This window comes from Streptomyces roseirectus, from assembly GCF_014489635.1.
GTDB lineage: Bacteria > Actinomycetota > Actinomycetes > Streptomycetales > Streptomycetaceae > Streptomyces > Streptomyces roseirectus.
This window is the reverse complement of sequence record NZ_CP060828.1, coordinates 8,746,089-8,769,430: the sequence shown is the minus strand read 5'-3', so window position 1 is coordinate 8,769,430 and position 23,342 is coordinate 8,746,089. Positions and strand designations below refer to the sequence as shown.

Below are 23,342 nucleotides of genomic sequence, written 5' to 3'. Positions count from 1 at the left end.
AGCCCTCCTCGGATCGCGCGTCCCGGCCGCCGGGCCCGGCTAGGCCAGACACGTCGGCAGGCGCCCGTCGTTGAACCGGACCATCTCGTCGAACACCCCGGGGACGTCGGTCTCCACGCCGAGCGGCAGGTCGGGCCGCCGGATCTCCAGGAAGGCCCGGTGCAGGTTGCCGACCAGCCGCTCGGGGTCGAGCAGCCCGTCGAAGTCTCCGACGCCGTGCTCGCGCGCGGTCTCCAGCGGGGTGAGGCCGGCCCCGACCCCGTCGCGGGCGAGGTCGAGGATCCGGCGCAGGTAGCGCTCCATGTCGTCGAAGACCTCGGGGCCGCTGATCTCGCCGTGCCCGCCGACCACGGTCCGCGCCCCGAAGGCGCGCAGCCGCTCCAGCGCCGCGAGCGAGCCGCGCACCGAGCCCATCAGGGTGAACGGGGTGCAGCCGGGCAGCGCCACGTCGCCGGCGAAGAGCACGCCCGCGTCCGGGAGCCACACGACGACGTCGTTGGTGCTGTGCGCGGGGCCGACGTGGTGCAGTTCGACCGGGCGGTCGCCGAGCAGCAGGGTCAGGCTCCGGCCGAAGGTGACGGTGGGCGTGGTGAGGGTCAGCTCGCCCCAGTCGACGTCCGGCCACAGGTCCCGCAGCGCCATCCCGGTCGCCCGCATCTCCGGCCCGGTCAGCTCGTGGGCGACGACCTCGGCGGGCGGCGCGAAGACGCAGTTGCCGAAGACGTGGTCGCCGTGGCTGTGGGTGTTGACCACGGTGCGCACGGGCCCGTGGCCCAGCCCCTCGGCCGCCGTCCGCAGGGCCTCGGCGCGCGCCCTGGTCGCGGCGGTGTCGACCAGGAGCAGCCCGTCGGGTCCGGCGATCACGCCGGCGTTGCTGAGGCACCAGCCGCCGGGCGGCTGGAGGAACGCGTGGACGCCGTCCGCGAGTTCCCGCAGCCGGCCCAGCGGTGCGCGCAGTGCGGTGCTCACCGCGCACCGACCGACGCGGACCAGCGGTCCGCGTGCTGCATCGTGACCCGGCTGTTGGCCGACAACGCGGCTTGCAGGCGCTTCGCCGCCTCCGGGGCCTGGACGTCGGGGCCGAACACCTCCGCCACGCCGGCCGGGTCCATCAGGAAGGTGTGCGTGGAGCTGATCGAGTCGCCCGCCGGGTCGGAGCGGAACTCCCAGCGGCCGCTGTGCCCGAGCAGGGCGCGGGGCGGCCGGGTCTGCTTGTAGACGATCGTTCCGTCGGGCAGCAGCAGCCGCAGCGACCGGGTGGTGTGGAGGGTGCCGTCCGGGGCGCGGGTCTCCATCGTCATGTCCTGGGCGCCGCTCGCCTGTTCCACGAGGTCGAGGCCGGCGACGTGGGGCAGCCGCTGCGGCCACTGGTCCGCGGCCCAGACGAACTCGCGGGCGGCTTCGGCCGGGCCGCTCAGCGCGACCGTCTCGGTGAACGTCACCCGCCACCGGTCGAGGCCGCCGGGCAGCGCCGAGACGGTGCGCAGTGCCTCCAGTTCTGCGGCCCCGTTGGTGTCGAGGTCCCGGGCGATCCGCTCCCGGGCGTCGGCCTGGTCCGGCGGCGGGGTGAAGCGGTGTTCGAGCACCACCTTCGTCCGGTCGCCGGGCAGCGGGAGGCAGGTCCAGCCGCCGCCCATGAGGCCGAACAGCGGGTTGTCGTGGTCCTGCCGGAACGCGACCCGCCGGGCGGCGGCGTCGAACGCGCGGCGCGAGCGCCACGAGTTGACCTCGCCGCCGGCCACGGTCGCCCAGATCTCGAACCGGTCGCCTCGCTCCGTACGCTCCAGCACCTGTGTGTGAACGGTGGGACGGAAGATCACCGGCCACAGCGAGACGTCCGTGATCAGCTCGTACACCGCCGACGGTGACGTCTCGGTCTCGATCTCGTGGCGCGCGTGTATCTCCGGCGTGGTCATACCTGCCTCCAGTCCGCGTGTCGTCCGGTGCGCCCCTTTTCCCGGGGCGTTCGCTCAGGGCGTTGCGGGGATCGAGGAATTCACCCGGTCCAGGATGGTGCGGAAGGTGCGCAGTTCGGTCACCTCCTCGTCGGGGATGTCGACGCCGTACCGCTGCTGGATGCGCGCGCCGAGTTCCATCAGCGCGAGCGAGTCGTAGCCGAGGCCGTAGAGGTCGGTGTCGATGATGTCCTGGCTGGCCAGGTCCACCCCTTCCGCGGTGCCGGCGGCCTCGACGAGGATCGACCTCAGGTCGTCGTAGTTCATGCGGTCACTCATGTGCTCCCCCATCTCGTCCGTGACTGTCAGGCCGGTTCGGCGACGACCACGCTGGACGCGGACTTCAGGCCGACCGTGCCGGCCAGCCGCAGTCCGGCCTTCCCGAAGACCTCGACGAACTCCGCCTCGGTGCGGTCGCGGCCCTTGCTGAGCGCCATCATGGTGATGTCCATGAACTTTCCGGGGTGCGGGACGTCGCCCTCGGGGATGAGCGGGTCGATGACCAGCACCCGGCCGGCCGGGTCCATGACGCGGCGGATGTTGGTCAGCACGGCGATCGCCTCGCTGTCGGACAGCTGGTGCAGCACGTGGGAGATGACGTAGGCGTCGCCGCCCGCGGGCACCGATTCGAGGTAGTTGCCGCCGACCAGTTCGGCCCGCTCCAGGACGCCGGCCTCGGCCAGGACCCGTTCCGCGCCGGGGACGACGTGCGGCTGGTCGAAGACCACGCCCCGCAGGTCGGGGTAGCGGGCGAGGATCGACGCGAGCAGGTGGCCGTGCGCCCCGCCGATGTCGACGAGCTTGCGCACCCCGGTGAGGTCGTACGCCTCGACGGCGGACTGCTGGGTCTGGCCGGCCGCGTTGCCCATGGCGCCGCTGAACAGCTCGTTCATCTCCGGGTGCCGGGCGAGGTAGGCGAACAGTTCCTCGCCGTTGACGTGGTCGAAGGCGGGCAGGCCGGTGCGGATGGAGTAGCCGATCTCCGCGTAGGCGTTGCGCATGAAGTGCTTGCCCTGGAGGCGGAACACGTCGCGCAGGGAGTTCGCGGTGTCGGAGCGCAGGATGTCCGCGAGCGGTGTGAGGCCGAAGACCCGGCGCGAGGTCTCGGTGAAGACCCCTTTGCTCGCCATGGCCCGCAGGACCCGGTAGAGGCCGTCCGCGTTGTTCCCGGTGCGTTCGGCCAGTTCGTCCACGGAGAGCGGGCCGTCCACGAGGTGGTCGGCGATGCCGATCTCGGCGATCGCGGAGAGCATGAAGCCCATCCGCAGTCCGCTGTGGAAGTCCCACATCCGGCTCAGCACGGCGTCCTCACGGTCATCGCCGGCCATGGCACCCGCTGCCTGTTCGGGCATGGTTGATCCCTTCACTCCCGCTGATGTCGTGGATGCTTGTCGGTTGCGTGTGGACAGCGGGCTCAGGACGGCTCCGCGACGACCACGCTCGACGGCAGTGCCCGTCCGGTCGTCTCGACCAGCCGCAGGCCCGCCTTGCGCAGGACCTCCGCGAACTCCGCCTCCGTGCGGTCCCGGCTGCGGCCCAGGACCAGCATGGTGCTGTCGAGGATCTTCGTCGGGTGCGGGACGTCGCCCTCGGGGATGACCGCGTTGACGATCATGACCCGGCCGCCGTCGGCCATCGCCTCGCGGATGTTCGTCAGCACCTTGACGGTGTCGTCGTCGCCGAGCTGGTGCAGGACGTGGGAGACGAGGTAGACGTCGCCGCCCGGGGGCACCGACTCCAGGTAGTCCCCGCTGACCATGTCGACGGAGTCGAGGACCCCGGCGGCGCGCAGCACCTGTTCGGCGACCAGCGCCATCCGGGGGCCGTCGACGTACACGCCGCGCATGCCGGGGTACCGGGTGAGGAGGTCGGCGAGGACGTGGCCCTGGGCCCCACCGACGGCGACCAGGGTCCGTACGCCGGTGAGGTCGTAGGACTCCACCGCCGCGAGCTGGATCTGCCGGTTGGCCTTGCCCATGGACTTGCCGAACAGCTCTTGCAGCTCCGGCCGTTGCGCCACGTACTCGAACAGACTCGTACCGTTCACATGTTCGAACGCGGGCTGTCCGGTGCGGACGGTGTGGCCGATCTGGGCGTAGGCGTCGTGCATGAACTTCTGGCCGTGCATGTGGAAGGCGTCGCGCAGGGAGTTCGGGTGGTCGGAGCGCAGCACCTCCGACAGCGCGGTGAGCGCGAAGACGCGCCGGGACACCTCGGTGAAGATGCCCTTGCCGGCCAGCGCCCGCAGGACCCGGTAGAGGGCGTCCGCGTCGCTGTCGGTCTTCTGGGCGAGTTCGTCCACCGGCAGCGGGCCGGCGGCGAGCTGGTCGGCGATGCCGAGTTCGGCCACCGCCTGGAGCATGTAGGTGATCCGTACCCCGCTGTGCAGCTCGATCATGGTGCTCAGTGCCGAGTCGCTGTGCAGTTCCTTCATGTAGCTGACGGAAGTTCCTTGGCTCATGTCGACCCCTTTTCCCGGCAGTCATGCCTGTCTCTGGGTGCGTTGCGAACCGGTTAGCGCCTGATCACCACAGCGGAGTTGAAGCCGCCCCGCCCGCGGGCGGTCACCAGGGCGACGTCGACTCTGCTCTGCCGTGGCTCCACCACCATGTCGATGGCGTACTCGTCGGGAATCGTGCGGGAGTGCGGTGTCGGCGGGATCACGCCGTCGCGCATGCTGAGCAGCGCGGTGACGACGTCCAGCGGGCCGCCGCCCGCGAGCAGCCGGCCGACGCCGGCCTTGGGCACGGTGACCGGGACCTTCCTCGGCCCGAAGACGTCCGCGATGCTCGCCGCCTCGCTGCGGTCCCGTTCGGGGACGCCGGCGCCGTCGGCGAAGACGACGTCCACCTGGTCGGGTGTCACTCCGGCGTCGTCGAGCGCGAGGCGCATGGCGCGGGCCAGGTTGGAGGGGCGTCCGCTGCCCGGCGGCGGGTCGAACGTCGCGGCGTATCCGGCGACCACCCCGTAGCGGCGGGCGGGCGGGTGGCCCGAGTCGGCGTGTTCGAGGACGAGCATCGCGCCACCCTCGCCGGGTACGTAGCCGCCGGCCGCCGCGTCGAAGGGGAGGTAGGCGCGGGAGGCGTCCTCGGCGGTGCTCACCTCGCCGCTGGAGAGGTGGGAGAGCCAGCCCCACGGGTCGAAGGCGGAGTCGAGGCCGCCGGCGACCATGAGTTTGGCGCCCCGGCGCAGGTTGCGCCGGGCCTGTCCGATCGCGTCGAGGCCGCCCGCCTGGTCGGCCACCAGCACTCCGCCGGCGGCGCGCATGCCGTTGCGGATGGAGATCTGGCCGGTGTTGGCGGCGTAGAACCAGGCGAACGACTCGTAGACGCTGACCTTCTCCGGCCCCTGTGTCCACAGCTTCTTGAACTCGCGGTGCGTGAACTCCCAGCCGGCCGAGGCGTTGGAGGTGACGACGCCCATGTCGAAGGAGTCGTAGCCGCGGTCGGCGGCCTCGGCGTCGGCCAGGGCCTGGTCACCGGCGACGAGCGCGAGCTGCGTCACCCGGTCCGTCTGCGGGATGAGCCGGCTGGGCAGGTGCTCGGCGACGTCGAAGCCGGTGATCTGGCCGGCCAGCCGCGCGCTGTAGCGCGAGGCGTCGTAGCGCTGGATCGGCTGGATCCAGGAGCGGCCGTCGAGGACGGACCGCCAGTGTCCTTCGACGCCCGCCCCGTCGCCCACCATGGTGCCGATGCCGGTCACGACGGGGGCGTCGGTCATGCCGCACGCTCCGGGGAGCGCAGCACCACGGCGCTCTGGAAGCCGCCGAAGCCGCTGCCGACCGACAGGACCGTGTTGACCGGGAGTTCGCGTGCTTCGTTCGGCACGTAGTCCAGGTCGCACTCGGGGTCCCGCTCGTGCAGGTTGGCCGTGGGCGGCACCACGTTGTTCTCGATGGCCAGCGCGCACGCGGCCAGTTCGATCGAACCGATCGCCCCGAGCGAGTGCCCGATCATGGACTTGATCGAGCTGACCGGCGCCCGGTAGGCGTGCGCCCCGAGCGCGTCCTTGAACGCGGCGGTCTCGTGCCGGTCGTTCTGCCTGGTCCCCGAGCCGTGGGCGTTGATGTAGTCGACGTCCTCGGGTGCGCACCGGGCGTCCGCCAGGACGTGCCGGATCGCCTCCGCCATCTCACGCCCGTCCGGCCTGAGGCCCGTCATGTGGTAGGCGTTGCAGCGGGTGGCGTGGCCGGCGACCTCGGCGTAGATGTGCGCGCCGCGCGCCATGGCGTGCTCGCGTTCCTCCAGCACCATCATCGCGGCGCCCTCGGCGAGGACGAATCCGTTGCGCGTCGCGTCGAAGGGGCGCGAGGCGTGTGCCGGGTCGTCGTCGCGCGGGGTGGTCGCCTTGATGGCGTCGAAGCAGGCGACCACGATCGGGGAGACGGGCGCGTCGGTGGCGCCGGCGAACATGATGTCGGCGGTGCCGTCCATGATCGCCTCGTGGGCCCGGCCCACCGCGTCGAGTCCGGCGGTGCATCCGGTCGCGACCATCGCGACCGGTCCTTCGGCGCCGGTGCGCCACGCCACCTCGGCGGCGGCGGCGCTGGGCACCATGTAGTCGTACATGTGCGGGGAGAGGTGTCCCTCGTCCATGAACCATTCGCGGCCGCTGTCCGACAGCACGAGGTATTCGCGCTCGATGCTCGTGGTCGCCCCGACCGCGCTGCCCAGGCTCACTCCGACGCGGGACGGGTCGAGGGTGTCGACGTCGAGGCCGCTGTCGACCAGGGCTTCCCTGGCGCAGGTCACGGCCAGCTGTGTCGCGCGGTCCATGCGGCGGATCTCGCGCGGCAGCAATCCCATTGCCGCAGGGTTGAAATCGCATTCTCCGGCCACCCGGGAGCGAAAAGGGCTGGGATCGAAGAAGGAGATTTTTCTGGTCGCCGTGCGACCCGCGGTGAGTAGATTCCAGAACTCTTTCCTGCCCAGCCCCCCTGGGGCTATCACGTCGATACCGGTGATTACCACGGCCCGGTCCACAAGCGCTCCTTTGGGAGTCCGCCAGCCACCACCCTTTCTGCGGGAGATCCTTCAACAACGGGCTTGAGCAGACCTCAAACAAACCTCGACCGGAGCGGCCTAGAGTTGGCTTCAGGGAATGTCGGCGCAGGTCACGAGGTCCCGTCCGCGGGCACGGCCGCGGCTGTCACGGGGCTTGCGTCACCGGTGCGCAGGAGGGCCTGCACCCGGAAGCCGCTGCCGTGCGGGCCGGCGCGCAGGTAGCCGTCGAACAGGGCGGCCCGCTCGCGCATGCCGATCAGCCCGTGCCCGGCGGTGCCGGAGGTGCCGGCGGTGCCGGTGACGGGCTCGGCGGAGCGCAGCGCGGGATGGTGCCGGCGGCGGTGCGGCTCGGCGGGCCCGCTGTCGGTGACCTCGATGACGACGTCCTCGGGGCGGTACTCGATGCGCAGGGCGGCCTGGGTGGGACCCGCGTGGCGCACGACGTTGGTCAGCGCCTCCTGCGCGATGCGGTACGCCGACAGGTCCACCGCGGCGGGGAGCCGGCGCGCCGTCCCCTGGACGTCGAGGCTCAGGTCGATGCCGGCGCTGCGGATCTGGTCGGCCAGCGCGGCCGTGTCGGCGAGCCCGGGGGTGGGGGTGAGGGAGGGGTCGACGGCGTGCTCGTGGCGCAGCACCTCGACGAGCAGCCGCATCTCGTGCAGGGCCTGGCGGGTGGTGGTCTCGACGATGCCCAGGGTCTCCGCGACCTGCGCCGGGTCGCTGTTCATCACCACGCGCGCGACCCCGGCGCGCACCGCGATGAGGCTCATCGAGTGCGCGACGATGTCGTGCAGTTCACGGGCGATGACCAGGCGTTCGTCGATGGCGGCCTGCCGGATCTGGGCGGCGTGCTGCCGCTCGCGCTCGGCCTCCTGCTCGGCGGTGGCAAGGAGCCGGTTGCGGTGTTCCCGGGCCGCGAGGCCGGCGAACCAGCCGACGCAGATGATGGCGACGTTGGCGAACATGACCGCCACCCAGCCGGAGGAGACCCGCCCGATGGCGACCCCGGCGGCCATCAGCAGCCCGGAGACACCGGGGCGCACCCACCAGAACGCGTACTCCGCGATCCCGGCCGTGGTGTAGGCGGTGACGGCGACGCAGACCGAGACCTGGGGCGCGCCGCCGAGCGCGGCGACCACGAAGGCGCACAGCGACGCCACCGCGAACGACAGGCGCGGCGCCCGCCTGCGGACGGCGACGGCGAGCGCCGCGAAGACGATGCCCGCCGTCCGCAGCACCAGTTCGGCGCCGACGGCGCGGTGGGCGCCGCTGACGGCGTCCGCCCAGAGCAGGCCGACGCACAGCAGCGCGGCGAGCGCGGAGTCGAGGAGGACCAGGGACGGCGGTCTCCTGGTGAGGAATCTCTGGACCTGTCGTACGGGAACGATGCCGGACACACGATCAGGCTACTCACGGACAGGGGCGGCGGTCGTCAGGTCACGGTCGCGTCCGGCGCGTGCATCGCGGGCTGTACGCGGGCGGGCCGTACATCCCTGGTCGTACGCGCCGGTCGTACACAAAGGTCGTACACGATCCGTGCCGATGTTCCTGGGAAATATCGCGGAACGTTATTTGGCGCAAATCATTCGCAACAACCTGGTAGAGTCCCTAGCAATTTACCTGTAAAGGCATGAAGGAACGGACGACCTCGGTCCATTTCTTTCTTTCGGTCTGTTCCCAGCCTTCTCCCCGCGTTTTCCGCGAGGACGTGGACGCACGAGAACCGATCTCACCTTCAGAGGTAATCCATGACGCGGAGATCCAGTGGCGCGGCGACCGTCGAGATCGTCGTCCCGGTCCACAACGAGGAAAGGGCGCTTCCCGGCTGCGTCCGCACCCTCCACGCCCGGCTGTGCGACGAACTGCCCTACACGTGGCGGATCACCGTCGCCGACAACGCCAGCACCGACACGACCCTCGCCGTGGCCCGCGACCTCGCCGAGGAACTGCCCGGCGTCGGGGTCGTCCACCTCGACCGCAAGGGGCGCGGCCTCGCGCTGCGGACGGTGTGGGGCGCGAGCGACGCCGAGATCGTCGTCTACATGGACGTCGACCTCTCCACCGGCCTCGACGGGCTGCTGCCCCTCATCGCGCCCCTGGCCAGCGGCCACTCCGACCTGGCCATCGGCAGCCGGCTCGCGCCCGGCTCGCGGACCGTGCGCGGGCCGCGCCGGGAGCTGGTCTCCCGCTGCTACAACGCCCTCGTCCACCTCACCCACGGCGCGCGTTTCACCGACGCGCAGTGCGGCTTCAAGGCCGCGCGGACCGAGGTGCTGCGCCCGCTGCTGGCGAAGACCGAGGACGACGCCTGGTTCTTCGACACCGAACTGCTGCTGCTCGCCGAGCACAACGGGCTGCGCATCCACGAGGTGCCCGTCGACTGGGTGGAGGACATCGACACCCGCGTCGACGTCGTCTCGACCGCCGCCGACGACCTCAAGGGGCTGTGGCGGATGGCCCGCCTCAAGGCGTCCGGCGCCGCCCGTGTCCCCGTGCCGGCCCGCCCGGGACCGGCCGCCGAACATCCGGACGCCGTCCTCGCGCCCGACACCAGCCGCTCCCAGCTCACCTGGCAGGTCGGCTGCTTCGCCGCCGTCGGCGTCGCCTCGACCGCCGGGCAGGCGCTCCTGTACTGGACGCTGCGCACGTGGTGGGCGCCGGCCGTCGCCAACTTCGTCTCGCTGCTGGTGCTGACGCTGCTGAACACCGAGGCCAACCGCCGGCTCACCTTCCGCCACTCCGGGACGGGCGCCGGGCGCGCCCACCTCGGTGCCGGTGCCCTGTTCCTGGTCGGCTACCTCGTCACGTCGGCGGCCGTCCTGGTCTTCCGCGACGCCGTGCCGGACGCGTCGACGGGCGAGGAGACCCTGGTCCTCGCCGTCGCCTCGGTGCTGGTGACCGGCGTCCGCTTCCTGGTGCTGCGGCTGGCCGTGTTCCGCCCGCGCACCCTGGACCCGCCTCCCTCAGATCCGAGAACGGTTCCTGCCATGACCCACACCACCGAGGTGCCGTCGGGCACCGCCACCGGCCGCGCCCTGCCGGACCGGGCCGCCCCCGCCGCGCTGACGGCGATCCTGCTGCTGGCCGCGCTCCTGTACGGCTGGGCGCTCGGCTCCCTGGGCTGGGGCAACGGCTACTACGCGGCCGCCGTGAAGTCGATGGGGCAGAGCTGGACGAACTTCCTGTTCGGCTCCTTCGACCCGGCCGGAGTCGTCACCATCGACAAACCGCCCGCCGCGCTGTGGCCGCAGGTCGTCAGCAGCAAGGTGTTCGGGCTGCACGGCTGGGCGCTGATCCTGCCGCAGGTCCTCGAGGGCGTCGCCGCCGTGTTCGTCCTGCACCGGACGGTACGGCGCTGGGCCGGTGAGGGCACGGCCCTCCTCGCCGCCCTCGTGATGACCCTGACGCCCATCACCGTCGCCATCAACCGCAACACCAACCCCGACCCCCTGCTGGTGCTGTTCCTGGTCGGCGCCGCGTACGCGCTGACCCGCGCCCTCCAGGCCGAGCCGGGCCGGCGCTCCACGTGGTGGCTGTGCGCGAGCGGCTTCCTGATCGGGTGCGGGTTCTTCACCAAGATGACGGCGGCCTGGATGGTGCTGCCGGCGTTCGCCGCCGCCTGGCTGGCCGGGGCGGGCGGCACCTGGCTCGCGCGGACCGGGCGGCTGCTCACCGCCGGCGCGGTGTGCGCCGTCTCCTCGCTGTGGTGGATCGCGGTGACCGCCTGGTGGCCGGGCGACCGGCCGTACATCGGCAGCAGCACCGACGGCGGCGCCTGGGACCTGGTGACCGGGTACAACGGGCTCGGCCGGGTCTTCGGAGGGGACACCGGGGGCGGCAGCGGGAACAACCTCGGCGCGTTCCTCGGGGGCGAGCCGGGTCCGCTTCGGCTGTTCAACGACCAGGTGGCCGGGCAGATCGCCTGGCTGCTGCCGGCGAGCGGCGTCGCGCTGGCCGTCGCCGTGACGGGCGCGGTGCTGCGGCGACGCGGCAGCACGTCCGCCGGTCAGGCGCTGCCGGCGGCCGGGTGGGTGCTCTGGGGGACCTGGCTGCTCGTGTGCGGGCTGGTGTTCTCCACGCAGGAGGGCACGTTCCACGCCTACTACACGACCCAACTCACGCCCGCCGTCGCCGCGTTGAGTGCCGGGCTGGTCACGGCGCTGGTCCGGGCGCACCGGGCCGGGGCGCGGTGGGCGCTGCCGGTCGGGGCGGGGACCGTCCTGGTGACCGTGGCGTGGACGGTGGCGGTGATCCGCCGGGTGCCGTCCTGGCACGGGTGGCTGGGCTGGGTGGTGGCCGCGCTGGGGGTGGCCGCCGTGGGGGTGCTGGCCCTGGCGGTGCGCAGGCCCCGGCTGGCGGCGGCCGGTGTGGGCGGGGTGCTGCTGGCGGTGCTGTTCGCGCCGGGCGCCTGGGCGGTGAGCGTGCCGGCCGGGTCGGGGCCGACGGTGGGCGCGGCGCCTCCCACGGCGGGGCCGGCGTCCTCCGGCGCGCGGATGCCGGGAGCCGGCGGGGGGTTGCCGCAGGGGTTCGGGATGCCCGTCGGCAAGGGTATGCCGGAGGGGGGCGGCGGTCCGGGGGGCGGCGGTCCAGGGGCCGGATCCGGTGACGGGGGTGCCCCGGGGGCCGGCTCCGGCGGGAGCGGCAGCTTGAGCGGACGTCCGGGCGGCTCCGGCGGAACGGAGGGCTCCGGCTCCGGTGAGGCAGGGGCAGGGGGCTCCGGCAAGGCGGGCGCCCTCGGTGAAACGGGAGGCTCCGGCACGGCGGGCGTCTCCGGCGGGCCGGCCGGCTTCGGCGGCACCACCCTCACCCCCGCCCAGCGCAGGATCCTCACCTACGTCACGGACCGCTCCGAAGGCACCCGCATCGCCCTCGCGGTCGACAGCGGAGCCATGGCCTCGGCCGCCTACATCCTCAACACCGACGCCACGATCATCGGCATGGGCGGCTTCCTCGGCATCGACGACGCCCCCTCCGTACGACAACTGGAGAAGTGGACCGCCGCCGGGGAACTCCGCTACGTCCTGGACCCGGCGGACGGCGGCCTCGGCGCCCGGCTGGGCGGCGAGGACAGCCCCGTCGCCGAACGGTCGAAGTGGCTCACCGCGCACTGCGCCGTAGTCCCTCCACGGGAGTACGGCGGGAGTGCGGACGGCACGACCCTGTACGACTGCGCCCCCAGGACCCGCACCGGGTGACACCCCGGGGTGCTGCTGCGAGGCCCGCGATGGGGTCACCGACCCCGCCGCGGGCCTCGGTGCGGTGACACAGGCTCTCAGCCCAGGTGCTTGATCATCTCCGCCGCCAGCGGCCCCGAGGACGCCGGGTTCTGCCCCGTCAGGACATTGCGGTCGGCGACGGTGTGCGGGGCCCACGGCGCGCGGGCGTCCACCTGGAGGCCGGCCTCCGTCAGCCGGTCCTGGAGCAGCCACTTCGCCTTGTCGGCGAACCCCCCGATGCGCTCCTCCTCGTTGGTGAACGCGGCGACGCGGTAGCCCGCGAAGGCGTTGACGCCGTCGTCCTTCACGGCCGCGAGGAGCGCCGCGGGGCCGTGGCAGACGACGCCGACGAGCTTGCCGGAGGTGACCGCGCCGGTCAGCAGCGCGCCGGAGTCGGTGTCGACGGCAAGGTCCTCCATCGGACCGTGCCCGCCGGGGACGTACACGGCGTCGTAGTCCTCCAGGCGGACGTCCGTGAGGGCGATCGGCTCGCGCAGCCCCGTCGCCTTCTCCAGGGCGGCCTTGATCTCGTCGGAGTCGAGGCTGTTCTGATCGACCGGGGAGACGGCGCCGCCCGGGGTGGCGACGGTGACCTCGTGGCCGGCGGCGAGGAACGCCTCGTAGGGCACGACCGCCTCCTCCGCCCAGAAGCCGGTCGGGTGGGTGGTGCCGTCGGCCAGCGTCCAGTGGTCGGCGGCGGTCATCAGGAACAGGATCTTCGCCATGTCGCTCTCCTTGGTACGGGGGTGCACCGACGAGAGTAGTTGCAATCACCACCGATGTACCAACGCAGGCGTCTCACCCACGCGCGTTGCGGCACATGTCCTCGGTGAGCGGACGCCCCGTCGGCCAGGCGATCGCCTGGAACGCCAGCGTCCCCTTCCCGTCCTTCCCGCCCTTCCCGGCCGCCGGCGGCACGAGGCGGACGACCGCCACGGCCTTGTCGTACGGCGTGCCGTCGCTCCTGAGGCAGATCCAGCCGCTCGCCCCCTTCACCTTGGACTGCCCGCGCATCCGCCGCCAGCTCTCCTTGATGTCGGCCAGCGCCGGGACCGTCTCCCGGTCGTCCATCCGGTCCTCGATGCCCTTGTAGGCGGTGGTGGCCGCGTCGAACATGGTGATGGTCCGCCCGTCGGCCAGGTCGACGGCCCCGATGCCGGGCTGGCGGGCGATGACGTCGGTGAGTTTCGCGAGGTCGTCGGGGGAACCCCCGGTCGCGGGACGGCCGCGCGCGCCGGCCTTCCAGGCGTCGGGGTGGGTGATGGTCGCGTACTCGACGGTCAGCCCGGCGCCCCGGGTGAAGGCGCCCCAGTCGAGGTCCGGGTCGAGGGTGATCGTCGAGGCGCCGGAGACGGTGACGACCCGGATCGGGCGCTCCGCGCAGCCCCGGTCGCCGAGCGCGCGGATGAGGTCGGCGAGTGCGGGCGGGCGGCCCGCGAAGTAGACGGTGGTGGCCCGGGAGTCGCAGACGTTGCCGACCATCTGCCGGAAGTCGCGGTAGAGCACCTTCGCCGCGTCGTACGTCTCGGGTCCGCCCGCGGCTCCCCTGGTGACCTCCTGGAAGGCGTCGCGCAGGGAGCGGGAGTAGAGGTCGTCGCTGTTCTCGTCCTGGATGAGGAACGTCCTGGACCGGTCGCCGCCGAGGTAGTGGCTGAGGGCCTGGGCCTGGTCCCGGTTGGAGGGGACGACCTTGACGAGGCCGGGGTAGCGTCCGCTCGCGTCGTTCGCGAGGTCGGTCGCGGTAATCGGCCCGCCGACCACCGGGATGCCCTTGTCCTTCGTCAAGTAGCCGATGGTGTCCGCGTTCTGACGGGTGCTCAGGTTGAAGCCGAAGACGACGCGCAGCCGGTCGTCCGTGCGGGTCAGCTCCCCCAGCCAGTCGGCGACCTGGCGTCCGTGGTCGAGTCCGCGCCCGGGGTTGGCGAGGACGAGGCGCAGGCCGATGTCGGAGTCGTCGACCTTGTTGGCCCGGTACTGGGCGAGGTAGGCGCCCTGCACCTCGCGCAGGATCTGGTCGCGGTCGGCCTTGTCGCCGGCGGCGGGGGTCATGGGGATCATCAGGGCGACGGTGGCGTACGGCTTGTCGCCGCCGGTCACCTCGTCGTTGAGGGTCTTGATCGACCGGGAGACCTTGGCCAGTTCGGAGATGTAGACGTGCCCGCCGTCGCTGACGCCGATGCACTCCCCGCCCTCGCGCACCAGCCGTTCGTTGCCGCTCTGGCAGTAGTCGGGCAGGTCGGCGGCCCAGACGAGCGCGGTGATCGCGCCCGCGCCGAGCAGCACGCACAGGCCCATGAGGGTGTTGCGGACGGCGTGCACGTAGCCGGAGCGGGTCAGCAGCAGCCACACGCCGGTGCCGGCGGCCAGGAGCAGGAAGACCGGTCCGGCGATCAGCACCGACGCCGGCCAGAACTCGGGTTCCACGTCACGGTTCCCTTCGGGCGATGGGGAGTTCGGGGACCCGCCGGCCCCGGGCGAGCAGGACGGGCCAGCGGCGGGCGGCGTCGGCGGTGGCGAGGTCCTGGTCCTCGTAGGCGACGTCGAATCCGCTCAGCAGCAGGCGCAGCCGGTTGTCGGGGCTCTCCGGGTCGTCGGTGTAGAGGGAGGAGAGGGTGGAGACGCCCCACAGCAGGTCGAGGAGGCGGCCGACGGCGCGGTGCCGGTCGTCGGGGACGGGCCCCGGGCAGGCGGGGCAGTCCGCGCCGGACTCCGGTGCCGGGTACCCGTCCGGGGGGTGCGGGGCGGCGCAGACGGTCTGGACGGCGGCCAGCCAGCCGCGCCGGTCGCTGCGCGCGAACGCCTCGTGCAGTCCGGCGACGGCCTCCTCGCGCCGGCCCAGCGCGAGGGCGTGGTGCAGGCGGGGCGCGGTGCCGGGGTCGTAGCGGTCGTGGGCGGCGGTGTGCAGGTCGGTCCAGTAGGCGGTGCCGGTCTCGGTGCGCAGGTGGTGCAGGAGGAGTTCGCGCAGGGTGCGGTCGCCGATGACGGGCGCGTGGCCGGGGACGCCCCACCAGGCGGTGCGGTACCAGTGCTCCTCCTTGAGGAGGTCGCGTACGCGGTGGTGCTGGTCGGGGTCGCGGGCGGGCAGGTGCGGGGCGTCCTCGGGGCGCAGGGCGACGGCCCACGGCAGGAGGGCGTCGATCAGGGCGTGGTCGGGGACGAGGTAGCGCAGCAGGGCGGCGGTGACGGTGCGTTCCTGGCCGGGGGCGGCCGGCGGGAGGGCGAGGAGGGCGGGGCCGAGGTCCTGGGGTTCGGCGCGCAGGAGGGCGGAGCGGTGGCCGGTGCGCAGGCTCTCGCGGGCGGCGTCGATCAGGGGGCGGGCGCAGCCGGCGCGGCCCGCGCTGAGCTGTTCGACGAGGTTGGGCAGGCCGCGCGGGCAGGGGGTGCCGAGGGCGGCGGCGATGCTGTCGGCGCTCAGCGCGGGGGCCTGGAGCCACACCTGCCAGTCCTCGGGGGCGTGGCTGCGCGGGCTGTGCCAGGCGAGGGTGGCGAACTGGGGGACGGTCAGGGGCCGTTGGTGGCGGGGGGCGGCCGGGCGGGGGCGGGCGTCGAGTTCGGTGGCGACGATCACCGGGCGGGTCACCTCGGCGCCCTTGGCGTTGTCGGGGCCGGCGGCGTTCGCGTAGGCGGTCAGCAGGAGGTCGCGCAGGCGGCGTCCGGTGGGGGTGTGCGTGTCGTCGAGGAGGATCAGCGGGAGGGGGCGCAGGCGCCAGTGTCTTCGGTGGTGGTGGGCGTCGATGTCGGCGAGGAAGGCGGCGGTGAGGTGTTCCTCCAGGCTGTGGCGGGCCTGGGCGGGGACCTGGTGGCGCAGGATCAGGGAGACCCAGTAGAGGAGTTTGCGGATGCCGGTGCCGGGGACGGTGCGCAGTTCGGTGTCCCACCAGCGCAGGGCGGACTGGTCGAGTTTGGGGGCGCGGGTGGCGGGCGGGCGTCCGGGGTCGTGCGCGTCGGGCCGGCGTCCTGCCGTGCGGCGCCCCCCGGTCTGGCGTCCTCCGGTCTGCCGTCCTCCGGACTGGCGGACGATGCGTTCCAGCAGGTCCTCCAGGGGGCCGAGGCCGGGGGCGAACACACCGATCAGGGGGATGAGGGCCGCCACCCAGTCCGTGAGGGAGTTCCACACCGGGCGTTCGTCGCCGGCCAGTTCCTCCTCCAACTCGCGCTGCCGCTGCTCCAGTTCGCGCACCTCGGTGAGGGCGGGGCCCTCCAACTGGTCGGTGTCCAGGGGCTCGTAGAGGGTCGTCGCCGCCATCAGGCCGTAGGTGAAGCGGGGGAAGTCGATCCGGCCGAACTTCGGCACGTCGCCGTTGAGCCCGTAGACCAGGCAGGCGAGCGCGGCGAGCGGGCGGGAGGTGAGGGGGCTGGCCCGGTCGGGGGGCGGGGGCATGCCGGCGGGCTGGGTGCCGGGCATCGGCCACTTCGCGACGTGCAGGCGGCCGGCGTAGGTGTCGTGCAGGTGCTCGCACAGGGCCGTCTTGCCGGTGCCGCGCCCGCCGTGGACGGTGATCACCGGGGCGCCGCGCGGATGGCCCGGTTCGGCGCCGGTGCCGCGCGGGCCCAGGCCGACGGCCTTGGGCACGAACGTCTCGGCGAGTTGTTCGTAACCGTGCGGTACACGTTGCGCCATCCGTGCCCCCGTGAGAGATGTGCGCCGTGGAGTGCCCGTGAGATCGCGTCAATTCTCTCTCAATGCAGGGGTGTTGACGCGGTGTTTGCTTGACTTGTCGATGTCGTGACCAAACGGGTGTGAGGAGCATCGGTGACCGACCTTGCGGAGTCGATCGAGTCCATGGAGCAACTGACGGCCGGCTGGCGGACGTTGGTGCTCGACCGGAGCCCGGACGCCGACGTCAGGGACCTGCCGGGGATCGCCGTGCGGTGGGCGGAGAGCCGGTTCCTGTTCTGGAACTGTGTGACGCTGACCGAGGCGGGGCTCGAACCCGGCCTGTTGGAGCGGCGGTTGGGCGAGGCGGCGGACGTCATGCGGGCGAAGAAGCAGGGCGGTTTCCTGTGGCTGTTCGAGGACCTGCTGACCCCGGATGCCCGCGCCGCGCTGGCGCCGGCCGCCGAACAGGCGGGCCTCGCCCACGCGTTCCCCGGCACGGGCATGGCCGGTGACCTGCTGCCGCTGCCCGAACCCGGCCATCCGGAGCTGACGTTCGTCCGGGTGCGCGACGACGAGCAGTTGCGGGCATACGCGGATCTCAACTCCCGTGCGTACGGCTTCGATGTGGAGGACGGGCGGGACGGGCTGGTCGGGTCCGTGCTGTGGAAGACGGGCGTGCACGCGTATCTGGGGCTGCGGGACGGCGTCCCGGTGACGTGCGCGGCGACCGTGGAGACGGACGGGCGGCTGTTCGTCGTCCTCGTCGCGACGGATCCCGCCTGGGAGCGGCGGGGTTACGGGGAGGCGGTGACGCGGAAGGCGCTGTACGAGGGTGGCCGGGCCACGGGGCTGACCCGGGCCACCCTGCACGCGACGGCGGCGGGGGCGCCGGTGTACCCGAGGATCGGGTTCCGGGCCAACTCGCCTATGTCGTTCTGGGCGTTGGCGAACTAGCCGAGGCTGATCTCGGGCCGGTACAGGTCCAGCCAGAGGGCCAGGTCGAGCGCGCGTTCCAGGCCGCGCCGCTCGGCCTGGCCGCTGACGGGGGTGTCGCGGTGGGCGAGGCGGCTGAGGCCGTTCTTGTCGACGAGGTCGAAGACGGGGTGCGCGGGCCGGGCGAGGAGGTCCTTGGCCTGGTCCTGGAGGGCGGTGGCGTAGTCGGGGTCCTGGGTGGAGGGGTAGGGGCTCTTGACCCTGTCGTAGACGGACTTGGGCAGGACGTCGGCGGTGGCCTCGCGCAGGAGGCTCTTCTCACGGCCGTCGAAGGACTTCAGCGCCCAGGGGGTGTTGTAGACGTACTCGACGAGGCGGTGGTCGCAGAAGGGGACGCGGACCTCCAGGCCGACGGCCATGCTCGCGCGGTCCTTGCGGTCGAGGAGGATGCGGACGAAGCGGGTGAGGTGGAGGTGGCTCATGCGGCGCATGCCGTACTCGAAGTCGCTCTCGCCGTCGAGGCGTTGGACGCCCTTGACGGCGGTGCGGTGGCCGTCGGCGATGTAGCCGTCGAGGTCGAGGGCGGTCAGCAGGTCGGGGCGCAGGGTCTCGGTGTCGTCGCCGAAGGTGCGGCCGAAGTTGGCCAGCCAGGGGAAGGTGGTGCCCTTGCGGGCCTCCTCGTCGAAGAACTGGCGGTAGCCGCCGAAGACTTCGTCGGCGGACTCGCCGGAGAGGGCTACCGTCGACTCGCGGCGGATCGCCTTGAACAGCAGGTACAGCGAGGCGTCCATGTCGCCGAACCCGGCGGGCAGGTCGCGGGCCCGTACGACCTTCGCGCGGATCTCCGGGTCGGCGAGGGCCTGGGGGTCCAGGACGATGTCCTGGTGCTCGGTGTGGGCGGAGCGGGCGACGTCGTGCACGAAGGGGGTGTCGGGGGTGCCGCGCAGTTCGTCGGCGACGAAGCGGTCGGTCTGGCCGACGAAGTCGACGGCGAAGCTGCGCACCTTCTCGCCGTGCGCGCCGAGCTGTCGGGCCGCGATCGCCGTCATCGCGGAGGAGTCGAGGCCGCCGGAGAGGAGGGTGCAGCGGGGGACATCGGCGACGAGCTGGCGGCGGACGATGTCGTCGAGGAGTTCCCTGACCGTCGCGATCGTGGTGTCCCGGTCGTCGGTGTGCTCCCGGGTCTCCAGCTCCCAGTAGACGCGCCGGCGCAGGCCCGTGCGGTCCACGGTGACGACCGTGCCGGGTTCGACCTCCGCCATGCCGTCCCAGACGGCGTGGCCCGGCGTCTTGACCATCGTGAAGAGTTCACGCAGGCCGTCGAGGGTGACGCGGGGGCGGGCCAGGGGGTTGGCGAGGATCGCCTTCGGCTCCGAGCCGAACAGGACGCCGTCCGGGGTCTCGTAGTAGTAGAAGGGCTTGATGCCCATGCGGTCGCGGATCATCACGAGTTTGTTCTCGCGGCCGTCCCAGACCGCGAACGCGTACATCCCGTTGAGGCGTTCGGCGACCTTGTCGCCCCACTCCAGGTAGCCGTGCAGGACGACCTCGGTGTCCGAGTCGGTGGTGAACCGGTGTCCCCTGTCGGTGAGTTCGCGGCGCAGCTCGGTGAAGTTGTACGCCTCGCCGGAGTAGACCATCGCCACGTTGCCGTGCGGCGTGGCGAAGCTCATCGGCTGCCGGCCGCCGGGCAGGTCGATGATCGCCAGCCGCCGGTGTCCGAGGCCCACCGGGCCCTCCACCCACACGCCCCGGTCGTCCGGGCCCCGGCACTCCATCGTCTCCGTCATCGCATCCAATACCGCACCCTCGCCCTTCAGTTCCCTGTCGAAGGAAACCCACCCGGCGATCCCACACATACGCGTCCTCCACTCATCCTTCCCACCGGGCCACCCCGCCCCACCTGCACGGCAGGCACACCCCGACGGAAAACAAGTTGTAACAACCACTCACTTCCGAGCGTGCTCCGCGCGACTCCCCCGGTCAACATCCCCGTAACAAACCCCCCTCCCCCGACCACCCGTTTCCGGCCCGACTTTGCCGCCCCCAGACCCAACTCCCCACTCCGGCCTTGCCCCCACCCCCCGAGATCCGGCCATCGGCAAAAACTTCCCCACGCTGCAAGAAACCGCACCCTGAAGGACTGGCGCATCAGCGGGCGGGGCGCCGCCCGACCACGGACCGCGCCCCTCCTCGACCACCTCGTCACACCGGGAACCCCGGTGTCCTCACGCCGCGTTCCGCTCCGCCGCCTCCACCACGTTCGCCAGCAGCATCGCCCGGGTCATCGGGCCCACTCCGCCGGGCATCGGGGCGAGCCAGGCGGCGGTGCGGGCGCAGTCGGGGTGGATGTCGCCGACGAGGCCGGAGGGGGTGCGGGTGATGCCGACGTCGAGGACGGCGGCGCCGGGGCGGAGCATGTCGGGGGTGATGAGGCCGGGGACGCCGGCGGCGGCCACGACGATGTCGGCCTCGCGGACGTGCCAGGCCAGGCCCTGGGTGCCGGTGTGGCAGAGGGTGACGGTGGCGTTCTCCGAGCGGCGGGTCAGCAGGAGGCCGAGGGGACGGCCGACGGTGACGCCGCGGCCGACCACGCAGACGCGCGCGCCGGCCAGCGGGACGTCGTGGCGGCGCAGGAGTTCGACAACGCCGCGCGGGGTGCACGGCAGGGGCGCGTCGACGCCGAGGACGAGGCGGCCGAGGTTGACGGGGTGCAGGCCGTCCGCGTCCTTGGCGGGGTCCACGCGCTCCAGGACGGCGCCCGCGTCGAGGTGCGCGGGCAGCGGGAGCTGGACGATGTAGCCGGTGCAGGCGGGGTCGGCGTTCAGTTCGCCGATCGCGTCCTCGACCTGTGCCTGTGTCGCGTCCGCCGGGAGGTCGACGCGGATCGAGGCGATGCCGACCTGGGCGCAGTCGCGGTGCTTGCCGGCGACGTAAGCCCGGCTGCCGGGGTCGTCGCCGACGAGGATCGTGCCGAGCCCCGGCGGGCGGGCGCCGCCGGCGGTCAACTTGGCCACACGTTCGGCGAGTTCGCCACGCAGGGCGGCGGCGGTCGCCTTGCCGTCGAGCAGTCGCGCGCTCATGGTGCTCCCTCGGTCAGCCGCGCAGGCGGGACATGGTCGGGTCGAACAGGGGCTCCTCGGCGACGACGGCCTCCACGCGCCGGTCGAAGTAGCCGATGTGCAACGTCCGCCCGGGGACGGCGAGTTCGGCGGGGAGCCAGGCGTACGCGATGCCCTTGCCGATCGTGTAGCCGTAGGCGGCGCTGGTGACGTACCCGACGGCCTTCTCCCCGTCGTACACGGGTTCCTTGCCGAGGACGACGTCGTAGGGGTCGTCGATGGTGAGGCAGGTCAGCTTGCGCCGGACGGCGTCCTTGCGGCGCTGAAGGGCCTCCTTGCCGATGAAGTCGCCCTTGTCGAGCTTGACGGCGAAGGCGACGCCGGCCTCGTAGGGGTCGTGCTCGTAGGTCATGTCGGTGCCGAAGGAGCGGTATCCCTTCTCCAGGCGCAGGCTGTTGAAGGCGCCGCGCCCGGCGACGACGCCGCCGAGGGGTTCGGCGGCCCGCCACAGGGTGTCCCAGAGCTTGAGGCCGAGGTCGGCGGTGGTGTAGATCTCCCAGCCGAGTTCACCGACGTACGACAGGCGCATCGCGGTGACGGGGACGCTGCCGATGTGGGCCTGCTTGGCGCGGAAGTACTTGAGGCCGTCGTTGCTGAAGTCGTCGTCGGTGAGCGGCTGGAGGACCTTGCGGGCAAGGGGTCCCCACAGGCCGATACAGCAGGTCCCGGCGGTGATGTCGCGGACCTGGACGGTGCCGTCGGCGGGGAGGTGGCGGGTGAGCCAGTCGAGGTCGAGGTTGCCGTTGGCGCCGATCTGGAAGCGGTCGGCGGCGAGGCGGGCGACGGTGACGTCGCTGCGGATGCCGCCGTCGTGGTCGAGGAGCAGCGTGTAGGTGACCGAGCCGACGGACTTGGCGACCTTGCCGGTCGTCAGCCCCTCCAGGAAGGCGGCGGAGCCGGGGCCGGTGACTTCGAGGCGTTTGAGGGCCGTCATGTCGTACATCGCGACGGTCTCGCGGGTGGCCTGCGCCTCCGCGCCGACGATCGGGGACCAGAACCGGGCCGCCCAGTCGTTGGGGGTGAGGATGGAACGGCCGTCCAGGAGCGCGGAGTTGGCCTCGTACCAGTGGGGCCGCTCCCAGCCGTTCGCTTCGAGGAAGAACGCGCCGTTCTCCTGCTGGCGTGCGTAGAAGGGGCTGGTGCGGATCGGGCGGGGGTCGCTGGAGGGCTGGAGGGGGTGGAGGATGTCGTAGACCTCGACGAAGTTCTGGCAGTCGCGGGCCAGGACGTACTCGGGGGTGAGCTGGTGCGGCTCGAAGCGGTTGACGTCGCACTCGTGGAGGTCGAACGAGGAGCAGTGGCCGTCGACCAGCCACTCGGCCATCGCGCGGCCGACGCCCGCCGAGTGGGTCACCCAGACCGCCTCGGCGACCCAGAAGCCCCTGACGTCCCTGGACTCGCCCAGCAGGGGGAAGTTGTCGGTGGTGAAGGAGAAGAGGCCGTTGATGCCCTCGTCGACCTTGGCGTCCTTCGTCGCGGGCAGCAAAGACTGCGTCTCGTTCCAGGCGTCGGCGAAGTCGTCCTCGGTGAACTCCAGGACGGACGGCATGGGCCGGTCGTCGTCGAAGGTGAGGATGTCGTCGGCGGAGACCGGCATGGGGCGGTGGCCGTAGGAGCCGATGCCGAGGCCGTCGTAGCGGTCGCGGTAGTAGAGGTCGGCGTCCTGGTGGCGCAGGATCGGGCGGACTGCTTCTTCGGTCTGGCCGGCGAGCGCGGGGATCGGGCCGGTCCAGGCGAGCTGGTGGGCGAGCGGGGTGAGGGGGAGGTTCATGCCGGCCATGCGGGCGATCTTCGGGCCCCAGATGCCGGCGCAGCACACGACGATGTCGGCGTCGAGGTCGCCGTGGTCGGTGCGGACGCCCGTGACGCGGCCGCCTTCCTGGAGGATGTCCAGGACCTCGTGCCGGGCGAGGAAGCGCACCCCGTTCTCGGTGGCCCGGCGGATCTGCGCCTCGACGGCGAGGACGGCCTTGGCGAGGCCGTCGGTGGGGACGAGGAGACCGCCGAGGACCTTCGCGCGGTCCAGCAGCGGATGCCGCTCCACGCACTCGTCGGCGTCGATGAGCCGCGCCTCGACGCCCCAGGCGGTGATCCAGCCGTGCCGGCGCCTCAGTTCGGTCAGGCGCTCGGGGGTGGTCGCGACTTCGAGGCCGCCGACCTGGAGGAAGCAGGGCTTGCCGTCGACGTCCAGCGAGCAGAACTTCTCGACCGTGTAGCGGGCCAGTTCGGTCATCGTCTTCGAGGAGTTGGCCTGGAAGACCAGCCCCGGGGCGTGCGAGGTGGAACCGCCGGTGGCCGGCAGGGGCCCCTGGTCGACCACGGTCACCTCGGTCCAGCCGGCCTGCGAGATCTCGTCCGCGAGCGCCGCGCCGACGACGCCTGCTCCGATGATGACCACGCGGGGTCCCGTCATCGCCGCACCTCCGATTGAGTTGCTTTTTACGCAACAGATTTCAGGTTGCGCAACTCAATGTGCCCGGCGTGCGGAGGGGTGTCAAGAGGCCGGGTGACCC

Annotated in this window: 16 protein-coding genes; 2 read left to right on the top strand and 14 right to left on the bottom strand. The window is 72.3% G+C overall.

The window, feature by feature from the left end:
- Positions 1-39: 39 nt before the first annotated feature.
- The 8 genes from IAG44_RS37985 to IAG44_RS37950 form a co-directional block, all read right to left on the bottom strand.
- On the bottom strand, positions 40-969 hold the full coding sequence (locus tag IAG44_RS37985; protein WP_187751599.1) for an MBL fold metallo-hydrolase: 930 nt from the start codon (positions 967-969) through the stop codon (positions 40-42).
- On the bottom strand, positions 966-1,916 hold the full coding sequence (locus tag IAG44_RS37980) for an aromatase/cyclase (RefSeq protein ID WP_187751598.1): 951 nt from the start codon (positions 1,914-1,916) through the stop codon (positions 966-968). Before IAG44_RS37980 ends, IAG44_RS37985 begins: the two co-directional genes overlap by 4 nt.
- A 54-nt stretch (positions 1,917-1,970) precedes the next feature.
- Positions 1,971-2,234: an acyl carrier protein gene (locus IAG44_RS37975; protein WP_246562394.1), complete on the bottom strand. Its 264-nt coding sequence runs from the start codon at positions 2,232-2,234 to the stop codon at positions 1,971-1,973.
- A gap of 26 nt (positions 2,235-2,260) precedes the next feature.
- Positions 2,261-3,307: a methyltransferase gene (locus IAG44_RS37970; protein WP_187751597.1), complete on the bottom strand. Its 1,047-nt coding sequence runs from the start codon at positions 3,305-3,307 to the stop codon at positions 2,261-2,263.
- A 62-nt stretch (positions 3,308-3,369) separates the two neighbouring features.
- Positions 3,370-4,416 carry a methyltransferase gene (locus IAG44_RS37965; protein WP_187751596.1) on the bottom strand — a complete coding sequence of 349 codons (1,047 nt, stop codon included), beginning with the start codon at positions 4,414-4,416 and terminating at the stop codon, positions 3,370-3,372.
- A 53-nt stretch (positions 4,417-4,469) separates the two neighbouring features.
- On the bottom strand, positions 4,470-5,675 hold the full coding sequence (locus tag IAG44_RS37960) for a ketosynthase chain-length factor (RefSeq protein WP_187751595.1): 1,206 nt from the start codon (positions 5,673-5,675) through the stop codon (positions 4,470-4,472).
- Complete coding sequence (locus IAG44_RS37955; protein WP_425508549.1) at positions 5,672-6,985, bottom strand: beta-ketoacyl-[acyl-carrier-protein] synthase family protein; 1,314 nt, start codon at positions 6,983-6,985, stop codon at positions 5,672-5,674. The genes IAG44_RS37960 and IAG44_RS37955 overlap by 4 nt, the downstream gene beginning before the upstream one ends.
- An 83-nt stretch (positions 6,986-7,068) precedes the next feature.
- The gene (locus tag IAG44_RS37950) at positions 7,069-8,355 is read right to left on the bottom strand and encodes a sensor histidine kinase (protein WP_187751593.1); all 1,287 of its coding nucleotides are present in this window, start codon (positions 8,353-8,355) and stop codon (positions 7,069-7,071) included.
- Positions 8,356-8,706: 351 nt separating this feature from the next.
- On the opposite strand from IAG44_RS37950, the gene IAG44_RS43905 reads away from it, so the two are divergent.
- A complete protein-coding gene (locus IAG44_RS43905) occupies positions 8,707-12,153 on the top strand; it encodes a glycosyltransferase family 39 protein (RefSeq protein ID WP_246562393.1) in 3,447 nt (1,148 codons plus the stop codon).
- A gap of 77 nt (positions 12,154-12,230) precedes the next feature.
- On the opposite strand, the gene IAG44_RS37935 is transcribed toward IAG44_RS43905, so the two are convergent.
- The 3 genes from IAG44_RS37935 to IAG44_RS37925 all read right to left on the bottom strand — a co-directional run bounded on the left by IAG44_RS37935 (position 12,231) and on the right by IAG44_RS37925 (position 16,795).
- The gene (locus IAG44_RS37935) at positions 12,231-12,899 is read right to left on the bottom strand and encodes a type 1 glutamine amidotransferase domain-containing protein (RefSeq protein WP_187751592.1); all 669 of its coding nucleotides are present in this window, start codon (positions 12,897-12,899) and stop codon (positions 12,231-12,233) included.
- Between the two features lie 73 nt (positions 12,900-12,972).
- A complete protein-coding gene (locus IAG44_RS37930) occupies positions 12,973-14,598 on the bottom strand; it encodes an ABC transporter substrate-binding protein (protein ID WP_187751591.1) in 1,626 nt (541 codons plus the stop codon).
- Between the two features lies 1 nt (position 14,599).
- Positions 14,600-16,795 (bottom strand): hypothetical protein, encoded by a 2,196-nt coding sequence (locus tag IAG44_RS37925; RefSeq protein WP_187751590.1) that lies wholly within the window; start codon positions 16,793-16,795, stop codon positions 14,600-14,602.
- Positions 16,796-16,927: 132 nt separating this feature from the next.
- Between IAG44_RS37925 and IAG44_RS37920 the strand changes: the two genes are divergently transcribed.
- Complete coding sequence (locus IAG44_RS37920; RefSeq protein ID WP_187751589.1) at positions 16,928-17,728, top strand: GNAT family N-acetyltransferase; 801 nt, start codon at positions 16,928-16,930, stop codon at positions 17,726-17,728.
- Here IAG44_RS37920 and asnB read toward each other — a convergent pair.
- The 3 genes from asnB to IAG44_RS37905 form a co-directional block, all read right to left on the bottom strand.
- Positions 17,725-19,566 (bottom strand): asparagine synthase (glutamine-hydrolyzing), encoded by a 1,842-nt coding sequence (asnB, locus tag IAG44_RS37915; RefSeq protein WP_187751588.1) that lies wholly within the window; start codon positions 19,564-19,566, stop codon positions 17,725-17,727. The genes IAG44_RS37920 and asnB overlap by 4 nt on opposite strands.
- Positions 19,567-19,935: 369 nt before the next feature.
- Positions 19,936-20,790: a bifunctional methylenetetrahydrofolate dehydrogenase/methenyltetrahydrofolate cyclohydrolase gene (locus IAG44_RS37910; RefSeq protein ID WP_187751587.1), complete on the bottom strand. Its 855-nt coding sequence runs from the start codon at positions 20,788-20,790 to the stop codon at positions 19,936-19,938.
- A gap of 13 nt (positions 20,791-20,803) precedes the next feature.
- On the bottom strand, positions 20,804-23,242 hold the full coding sequence (locus tag IAG44_RS37905; protein ID WP_187751586.1) for a GcvT family protein: 2,439 nt from the start codon (positions 23,240-23,242) through the stop codon (positions 20,804-20,806).
- Positions 23,243-23,342 lie beyond the last annotated feature (100 nt).

Bases quoted from the DNA above. Each gene is read 5' to 3' on its own strand.
- IAG44_RS37965 (WP_187751596.1), bottom strand. From the start codon at position 4,416: ATGAGCCAAGGAACTTCCGTCAGCTACATGAAGGAACTGCACAGCGAC.
- IAG44_RS37925 (WP_187751590.1), bottom strand. From the start codon at position 16,795: ATGGCGCAACGTGTACCGCACGGTTACGAACAACTCGCCGAGACGTTC.
- asnB (WP_187751588.1), bottom strand. From the start codon at position 19,566: ATGTGTGGGATCGCCGGGTGGGTTTCCTTCGACAGGGAACTGAAGGGC.
- IAG44_RS37935 (WP_187751592.1), bottom strand. From the start codon at position 12,899: ATGGCGAAGATCCTGTTCCTGATGACCGCCGCCGACCACTGGACGCTG.
- IAG44_RS43905 (WP_246562393.1), top strand. From the start codon at position 8,707: ATGACGCGGAGATCCAGTGGCGCGGCGACCGTCGAGATCGTCGTCCCG.
- IAG44_RS37975 (WP_246562394.1), bottom strand. From the start codon at position 2,234: ATGAGTGACCGCATGAACTACGACGACCTGAGGTCGATCCTCGTCGAG.
- IAG44_RS37905 (WP_187751586.1), bottom strand. From the start codon at position 23,242: ATGACGGGACCCCGCGTGGTCATCATCGGAGCAGGCGTCGTCGGCGCG.
- IAG44_RS37910 (WP_187751587.1), bottom strand. From the start codon at position 20,790: ATGAGCGCGCGACTGCTCGACGGCAAGGCGACCGCCGCCGCCCTGCGT.
- IAG44_RS37980 (WP_187751598.1), bottom strand. From the start codon at position 1,916: ATGACCACGCCGGAGATACACGCGCGCCACGAGATCGAGACCGAGACG.
- IAG44_RS37970 (WP_187751597.1), bottom strand. From the start codon at position 3,307: ATGCCCGAACAGGCAGCGGGTGCCATGGCCGGCGATGACCGTGAGGAC.
- IAG44_RS37960 (WP_187751595.1), bottom strand. From the start codon at position 5,675: ATGACCGACGCCCCCGTCGTGACCGGCATCGGCACCATGGTGGGCGAC.